The sequence below is a fragment of the Aeromicrobium sp. Leaf272 genome (genome assembly GCF_001422865.1).
Classification (GTDB): Bacteria; Actinomycetota; Actinomycetes; order Propionibacteriales; family Nocardioidaceae; genus Aeromicrobium.
On record NZ_LMMY01000009.1, the window covers coordinates 305,267 to 311,945 of the forward strand.

Genomic DNA, 6,679 nt, shown 5'->3' on the forward strand with positions numbered 1-6,679 from the left:
GCCTACGCTGCAAGGATGAGCACTCCGACCGTCCGCGATCGCGCCGTGGTCATCGACCAGGCGTTCGCCGTCCTCCAGCGGTGGGGGCTGCGCCTCGTGGTGCTGGCCGCCGCCGTGTACGTGCTCGGCTGGATCGTCGGGCACCTCTGGATGGTGTTCTTCCCGCTGTCGCTGGCCCTGCTCGTGGCAACCGTCCTGGCGCCCCCGGTCACCTGGCTGCGTCGGCACAAGGTGCCGAGCAGCCTGGCCGCGGCCCTCGTCATGATCGGCTTCATCGCGGCGATCGTCGGTGCGATCGCGGTGCTCACGCCCCAGGTCGCAGGTCAGGCGCCGGCCATCGCCTCGCAGGCCTCCGACGGCCTGCAGCGGGTGCGCGACTGGCTCACCGACGGACCGCTGCAGCTGTCCGACGGACAGATCACCCGCGCCATCAGCGCCGTGCAGGACAAGCTGCAGGAGAGCGCCGCGGCCATCAGCTCGGGCATCTTCTCGACGTTGAGCGCCGCGACGAACGCCGTCATCAACCTGGTGCTGGTCCTGATGCTCACGTTCTTCTTCGTCAAGGACGGCCACCGCTTCCTCCCGTGGCTGGCCACGCTGGGCGGCCGCCGGGCCGGCGAGCACGCGACCGAGCTGCTCGGCCGCACCTGGAACACCCTGGGCGGGTTCATCCGCACCCAGACCCTGGTGTCCTTCATCGACGCCGTCATCATCGGCATCGGTCTGACGATCCTGGGCGTGCCGCTCGCGATCCCCCTCGCGGTCATCACGTTCTTCGGCGGCTACATCCCGATCGTCGGCGCGTTCGTCAGCGGCATCCTCGCGGTGCTCGTGACGCTGGTGACGAACGACTTCAAGGCCGCCGTGATCGCCGCACTCATCGTGCTGGCCGTCCAGCAGCTCGAGGGCAACGTCCTGTCGCCGTGGCTGCAGGGCAAGACCATGAACCTCCACGCCGGGGTCGTGCTGCTGTCGGTCACCGCCGGCGGCACCCTGTTCGGGGTCACGGGCGCGTTCCTGGCCGTGCCGGTCGCGGCTACCACCGCCGTGCTGCTGCGCTACATCAACGAGCAGATCGACGACGGCGTGGACCCCGAGGCTCCGCCCGAGGACTCCCACGCCGCGGCACTGCTGGCCGAGGGCAAGGTCGCCGACGACGCGGGCTGACGTCGGCGCGAGCCCGTCGCACCTGGTCCGTGGAAGCCGAAGAGCCAACCCCGCAGGTCGGGGTTGGCTCGTCAGTGCTGTGCTGTGCGGTCGGGACTGTGCGGTCGGGGCTGTGCGGTCGATCGCCTTCGCGGGCCCGTCGCGCCGGCCTGTCGGCCAGGCCGGATCGTCAGGCTGCGTCGTCAGGCTGGGACGTCGGCGGAGCGCTGCAGGATCGCGGTGCGCTCGTGCTCGGTCAGTCCGCCCCACACGCCGTAGGGCTCACGCGCGGCGAGGGCGTGCTCGCGGCACTCGGTGATCACGGGGCAGGTGCCGCAGACCGCCTTGGCGGCGGCCTCACGGTCGCGACGTCGCGAGCCGCGCTCGGCGTCGGGCGAGAAGAACCGCGCCGACTCCAGGCCCTGGCACGCGCCCTGGTACTGCCACTCGTAGACCTCCTGCAGCGGAAGCGGCAGGTTCTTGAGGTTCGCCATGATGGGCTCCTTCGCTGCATGGGGAGTGAGATCGGGGGTCGATCTCGGGGTTGTTCAGAACGTACCCCGAACTTGTTCAGGTTGGCAAGCGGGTGAACAAGTTCTATAGTTGAGGCATGACACCGCCCGATCCGAGCACCGCACAGCGGCAGGAGATCCTCCTGTCCGTCGGTGAGGTCGCGGCTCGTCTCGGGGTGCCCGCCTCCACGTTGCGCACGTGGGAGCGCCGGTACGAGCTCGGCCCCACCGCCCGCAGCAGTGGTGGCCACCGCCGCTACGACGCCACCGACGTCGAGCGGCTCGAGCGCATGAACCTGCTCATCAGCAGTGGCCTCGGGCCCGCGGCCGCGGCGCGCGCCGCACTCAGTGGCGACCCCGTCGAGGTCGACGGCGACGCCGCCGACTTCGGTGACGCCATCGTGGCCGCCACCCGGGCGTACGACGCCGAGGGCTTGCGCACGCTGTTCACGCGCAAGCTGGAGGATCTCGGCACCCTCCACGCGTGGAGCGACCACATCGCGCCGAGCATGCGACGCATCGGCGACGAGTGGTACCAGGGCAACATCGGCGTCGACGGCGAGCACCTCGTCAGCGACGCGCTGCACACCGCCCTGCGGGCCCGCTTCGCCGCCCGACGCCTTCGGCACCAGGACCACCGCCCCGTTCTGCTGGCCTGCGCCGAGGACGAGCACCACGTCCTGCCCCTGCTCGCCCTGCAGTGCGCCCTCGCCGAGGAAGGCGTCGGCTGCCACATGCTCGGCCAGCGCACGCCGTTCAGCGCCATCTCGGCCATGACCCTGCGCCTCCGACCCGCGGCCGTCTTCCTCTGGGCCTCGATCGTGCACTTCGACGCGGGCGCCCTGTCGTCGGTCGTCGACGCCGCCGGCGACCAGTCCGAGCTGATCCTCGGCGGGCCGGGGTGGAGCGTCGACAGCCTCCAGGTCGCGACCGACCTGGCCGAGGCCGTCGCGGCCGTGAAGAACGCCATCGCCCTGCACCCCGTCGACGCGTGACCGGCGCCCCTCCCACCGTTCTGACACGATTGACGACGTGGCCGACCTGACCTTCCGCGGACGCCGCGTCGTCCAGGACCGGGCCCTCGTGATGGCGATCGTCAACCGCACGCCCGACTCCTTCTACGACCGCGGCGCCACGTACGACCCCGCCGTCGCGCTCGACGCCGTCCGGCGTGCGGTCGACGACGGCGCCGACGTCGTCGACATCGGCGGCGTGAAGGCCGGCCCGGGCGACGCAGTCGACGCCGCCGAGGAGGTGCGGCGCACCATCCCGTTCATCGAGGCGGTGCGCGAGGCCGCGCCCCACGTCGTCATCAGCATCGACACGTGGCGCGCCGAGGTGGCCGACGCCGCCGCCGCAGCAGGCGCCGACCTGCTCAACGACACGTGGGCCGGGCACGACCCCGACGTCGTGGCCGTGGCCGCTCGACACGGTCTCGGCTACGTCTGCTCCCACACCGGCGGGGCGCTCCCCCGCACCCGCCCCCACCGCGTCCGCTACGACGACGTCGTGACCGACGTCGTCGCCACGACCACCCGGGCGGCGAAGGCCGCGGTCGAGGCCGGCGTGCCACGTGAGGGCGTGCTGGTGGACCCCACCCACGACTTCGGCAAGAACACCTTCCACAGCCTCGAGCTGGTGCGCCGCGCCGACACTCTCGTCGCCACCGGCTGGCCGGTCCTCATGGCCCTGTCCCGCAAGGACTTCGTGGGCGAGACGCTCGGCCTCGGCCCCGACGACAGGCTGGAGGGCACCCTCGCGGCCACGGCCCTGACCGCTGCCGCCGGGTGCGCCATGTTCCGCACCCACGACGTGACGGCCACCCGGCGCGTGCTGGAGATGACGGCCACCCTGCGCGGTGAGCGACCGCCGACCAGGGCGGTGCGCGGCCTTGCCTGACCTGCAGCCCTGGTTCGCCACCCACACCCACGCCGCGTCCGCGCCGCTCGGCGACCTGGTGGCGGCCAAGCGTGGACGCCGCGTCGGCGTGGTGCTGCCCGCCCGCGACGAGGCCACGACGATCGGCGAGATCGTGCGACGCGTCCGCACCGCCTGGTGCGACCTCGTGCCGCTGGTCGACGAGGTGGTCGTGGTCGACTCCCGCTCCAGCGACGACACCGCCGCCGCGGCACGCGAGGCCGGAGCCGTCGTCGTGACCGCCGAGGACCCCGATCCCGCGTTCGACGGTGGCAAGGGATCGGCCATGCGCACCGGCATGGCCCACCTGACGAGCGACGTCGGCGTCTTCCTCGACGCCGACGTGCGCGGCTTCGACCCCGCCTTCGTGGCACGACTCGTCGGCCCCCTGCTCACCGACCCCTCGCTGGTGCTCGTGAAGGCCTTCTACGACCGCCCGACGCACGACGGCGGCGGTGGACGGGTGACGGAGCTGGCCGCCCGGCCCGAGATCGCGCGACGAGCACCCGAGCTGGCCGGCTTCGTGCAGCCGCTCGCCGGGGAGTGCGCGTTCGTCCTCGACGCGTTCGTCGACCTGCCCGTGGTCAGCGGCTACGGCGTCGACGTCGGCATGCTGCTGCAGGCGGTGCGCAAGCACGGCCTCGACGCGACGGCACAGGCCGACCTGGGCCGCCGCGAGCACGACCACCAGGGCCTGCGCGCCCTCGGGCGGATGGCGCTCCAGGTGCGCGCGGCATTCGACCTGGTCCTCGACGACCGCGACGTCGTGGTCGACGAGCGCTGGGTGCCCGGCCGTGACGCCGACGGCGCCGCGACCCTGGTGGCCGAGCGGGTGGAGACGCGCCTGCTCCCTCCGCCCGGCGCCGGGGCTACCAGCTCGACTTCGTGATGCCCGGCAGCTCGCCCCGGTGCGCTCCCTCGCGGAACCGGATGCGCGAGAGTCCGGCGACCCGCAGGTGGCCCCGCGGCCTGCCGTCGACCTGGTCGCGATTGCGCACCCGCGACGGGGAGGAGTCACGCGGCAGCCCGGCCAGGGCACGCGAGGCCTCCATGCGCTCGGCCATGGACAGCGACGTGTCCCGGGACGCGGCGCGCAGGGCGTCACGTCGTTCCCGGTAGCGCTCGACGACCTCCTTGCGGCGCTCGTTGGCGACGATCTTGCTGCGCTTGGCCATCAGCGCTCCTCCTTGAACTCGACGTGCCTGCGGATCCTCGGGTCGTACTTGCTCAGCACGAGCCGGTCGGGGTCGTTGCGACGGTTCTTGCGCGTGACGTAGGTGGTGCCCGTGCCCGCCGTGGATCGCAGCTTCACGATGGGCCGGACGTCGTTGCCCCGCCCCCTCGACGATCCCGCCATCAGAGCCTCTCCCCTCGAGCGAGGATGTCGGCGACCACGGCGTCGATGCCGCGCACGTCGACGGTCTTGATCCCTCGGGCACTGAGCGTGAGCGTGACGTGCCGGCCGAGGGTCGGCGCCCAGTAGCGCTTCTTCTGGACGTTGACGTCGAAGCGCCGCTTGGTGCGCCGGTGCGAGTGGGACACGTGGTGGCCGAAGCCCGGGGTGGCCCCGGTGACCTGGCAGGTGCGCGACATGGCGACCTCCTGTGTAGAATGACAATCGTTCTCATCAGCCTACCGGAGACGTGACGTGAAGAAGAACCAGCACCCCCGCTACGACGAGGTCGCCTTCCGCGACCGCTCGGGCGACCTCCTGCTCGTGACCCGCTCGACACTGCCCGAGCGCCTCTCTGCCGACCACGGTGCAAACGGCCGCCCAGGGCCCGGCACCCCTGCCGAGACGGTCGACGTCGACGGCCGCACCCTGCCCGTGGTCGACGTCGAGGTCTCCAGCGCCAGCCACCCGTTCTGGACCGGCCGCGGCCGCGTGGTCGACACCGAGGGACGGGTCGAGCGCTTCCGTCGCCGCTACGGGCAGGTCGACGCATGAGCCCCGTCGGCCGCGGACGCCGGCGCGTCCTCTCGCGCACCACCCCAGCCGTGCTCGTGACCGGCGTCGACGAGGTGGCCATGGAGGCCGTCACCGTGGGCCTCCAGTTCGACCTTCCCTCGGCCGTCGTCGTGCGCCACGTGCTCGACGTCGAGTCCCAGCGGCTCGTGCGCGTGGTCAGCGACTGCACCGGCGTCCTGGAGCGGCACGTCCACGAGCTGGAGCACGCCTGCGTGGCCTGCGCCCTCCGCGAGGACGTGGTGCCCACGATGGAGCGCCTCGCAGCCAGCGGTCGCTGGGGCGCGGTGGTCGCCCACCTGCCGGTGGCGGCCGAGGCCCTGCAGGCCTGCCGGGTCATCGAGACCTACGTGCAGGCCGCGCCGCACGTGCACGTGGCGGCCGTCGTCGCAGCCCTCGACGGCCGGACCGTGCTCGCCGACCTGCTCGGGGACGACCTGCTGCACGAGCGCGACCTGCACACGAGCGAGGACGACTCCCGCGGCGTCGCCGAGACGGCCGCCGCGATCGTCGAGTACGCCGACGCCGTCGCGCTCACCGGACCGTGCGACCCCGCCGGGCTGGACCTGCTGCGTGCGCTCGCTCGTCCGGGCGTCACGGTCGTCGACGACCCGTCGGCGCTCGACGCCACGCCGCTCGTGGCCGGAGCGCACCGCCACGACGTCACGGAGGCGTGGGTCGACGTCGTGCGACGCGACGAGCTGCCGCTGCACGGCTCCCGCTACGTGTGGACGCTCGACCTCCGCTCCGACCGCCCGTTCCACCCCGGACGCCTGCTCGAGAGCATCGAGAAGATCGGCGGCGGGCCACGTCGCTCGCGCGGTTCGTTCTGGCTGCCGAGCCGCCCCTCCGACGTCTGCGTGTGGGACGGGGCGGGCGGACAGCTGAGCGTCGGGACGGCCTCCCCGTGGGGCACCGACACGCCCCTGACCCGCATCGTCGTGCACGGCCTGGCGTCGGGACCGCTCGCCAGCAGCCCCGACGACGTGCAGGAGGCCTTCGAGCACTGCCTGCTCAGCGACGCCGAGCTGGCCGACCGGGGCCCGTACTGGGAGGTCGCCTCCGACGGCCTCGAGCCCTGGCTCGGCGACGTCCGCCGCGCCGCCTGAGCCGTACCCATCGCCGCCCAGGGCCCGGC

General features: G+C 72.8%; 10 protein-coding genes. 6 read left to right on the plus strand and 4 right to left on the minus strand.

Annotated features, from left to right (window positions below; translation table 11 throughout):
- The first annotated feature begins 15 nt into the window (after positions 1–15).
- On the plus strand, positions 16–1,167 hold the full coding sequence (locus ASF38_RS03035; RefSeq protein WP_056573544.1) for an AI-2E family transporter: 1,152 nt from the start codon (positions 16–18) through the stop codon (positions 1,165–1,167).
- Between the two features lie 182 nt (positions 1,168–1,349).
- On the opposite strand, the gene ASF38_RS03040 is transcribed toward ASF38_RS03035, so the two are convergent.
- Entirely contained in the window at positions 1,350–1,640 is a 291-nt protein-coding gene (locus tag ASF38_RS03040; RefSeq protein WP_055963520.1) for a WhiB family transcriptional regulator, read from the minus strand.
- A gap of 116 nt (positions 1,641–1,756) precedes the next feature.
- Here ASF38_RS03040 and ASF38_RS03045 point away from each other — a divergent pair, with 116 nt between their 5' ends.
- Genes ASF38_RS03045 through ASF38_RS03055 form a run of 3 tightly spaced genes read left to right on the plus strand, consistent with a single transcriptional unit; the run spans position 1,757 to position 4,464 of the window.
- Positions 1,757–2,653 carry a MerR family transcriptional regulator gene (locus ASF38_RS03045; RefSeq protein ID WP_056556241.1) on the plus strand — a complete coding sequence of 299 codons (897 nt, stop codon included), beginning with the start codon at positions 1,757–1,759 and terminating at the stop codon, positions 2,651–2,653.
- Between the two features lie 37 nt (positions 2,654–2,690).
- A complete protein-coding gene (folP, locus tag ASF38_RS03050) occupies positions 2,691–3,557 on the plus strand; it encodes a dihydropteroate synthase (protein WP_056573547.1) in 867 nt (288 codons plus the stop codon).
- A complete protein-coding gene (locus ASF38_RS03055; RefSeq protein ID WP_162237282.1) occupies positions 3,550–4,464 on the plus strand; it encodes a glucosyl-3-phosphoglycerate synthase in 915 nt (304 codons plus the stop codon). The genes folP and ASF38_RS03055 overlap by 8 nt, the downstream gene beginning before the upstream one ends.
- Here the strand turns inward: ASF38_RS03055 and rpsN are convergent.
- From rpsN to rpmB, 3 genes are read right to left on the minus strand one after another with little or no spacing between them, the layout of a single operon-like run.
- Positions 4,445–4,750: a 30S ribosomal protein S14 gene (gene rpsN, locus ASF38_RS03060; RefSeq protein WP_055963508.1), complete on the minus strand. Its 306-nt coding sequence runs from the start codon at positions 4,748–4,750 to the stop codon at positions 4,445–4,447. The two genes, ASF38_RS03055 and rpsN, sit on opposite strands and share 20 nt — an antisense overlap.
- Entirely contained in the window at positions 4,750–4,932 is a 183-nt protein-coding gene (gene rpmG / locus ASF38_RS03065; protein ID WP_055963505.1) for a 50S ribosomal protein L33, read from the minus strand. Before rpmG ends, rpsN begins: the two co-directional genes overlap by 1 nt.
- Positions 4,932–5,168, minus strand: coding sequence for a 50S ribosomal protein L28 (gene rpmB, locus ASF38_RS03070; RefSeq protein ID WP_055963502.1), 237 nt, complete (start codon positions 5,166–5,168; stop codon positions 4,932–4,934). The genes rpmG and rpmB overlap by 1 nt, the downstream gene beginning before the upstream one ends.
- Before the next feature lie 55 nt (positions 5,169–5,223).
- On the opposite strand from rpmB, the gene rpmE reads away from it, so the two are divergent.
- Together rpmE and ASF38_RS03080 are read left to right on the plus strand one after the other, a co-directional pair.
- Complete coding sequence (gene rpmE / locus ASF38_RS03075; protein WP_056573550.1) at positions 5,224–5,523, plus strand: 50S ribosomal protein L31; 300 nt, start codon at positions 5,224–5,226, stop codon at positions 5,521–5,523.
- Positions 5,520–6,650 carry a GTP-binding protein gene (locus tag ASF38_RS03080; protein WP_055963495.1) on the plus strand — a complete coding sequence of 377 codons (1,131 nt, stop codon included), beginning with the start codon at positions 5,520–5,522 and terminating at the stop codon, positions 6,648–6,650. Before rpmE ends, ASF38_RS03080 begins: the two co-directional genes overlap by 4 nt.
- Positions 6,651–6,679: the final 29 nt, after the last annotated feature.

Excerpts from the sequence above, each read along its gene's own strand:
- ASF38_RS03035 (WP_056573544.1), top strand. The coding sequence starts at position 16 with ATGAGCACTCCGACCGTCCGCGATCGCGCCGTGGTCATCGACCAGGCG.
- ASF38_RS03040 (WP_055963520.1), bottom strand. The coding sequence starts at position 1,640 with ATGGCGAACCTCAAGAACCTGCCGCTTCCGCTGCAGGAGGTCTACGAG.
- ASF38_RS03045 (WP_056556241.1), top strand. The coding sequence starts at position 1,757 with ATGACACCGCCCGATCCGAGCACCGCACAGCGGCAGGAGATCCTCCTG.
- rpsN (WP_055963508.1), bottom strand. The coding sequence starts at position 4,750 with ATGGCCAAGCGCAGCAAGATCGTCGCCAACGAGCGCCGCAAGGAGGTC.
- rpmG (WP_055963505.1), bottom strand. The coding sequence starts at position 4,932 with ATGGCGGGATCGTCGAGGGGGCGGGGCAACGACGTCCGGCCCATCGTG.
- rpmB (WP_055963502.1), bottom strand. The coding sequence starts at position 5,168 with ATGTCGCGCACCTGCCAGGTCACCGGGGCCACCCCGGGCTTCGGCCAC.
- ASF38_RS03080 (WP_055963495.1), top strand. The coding sequence starts at position 5,520 with ATGAGCCCCGTCGGCCGCGGACGCCGGCGCGTCCTCTCGCGCACCACC.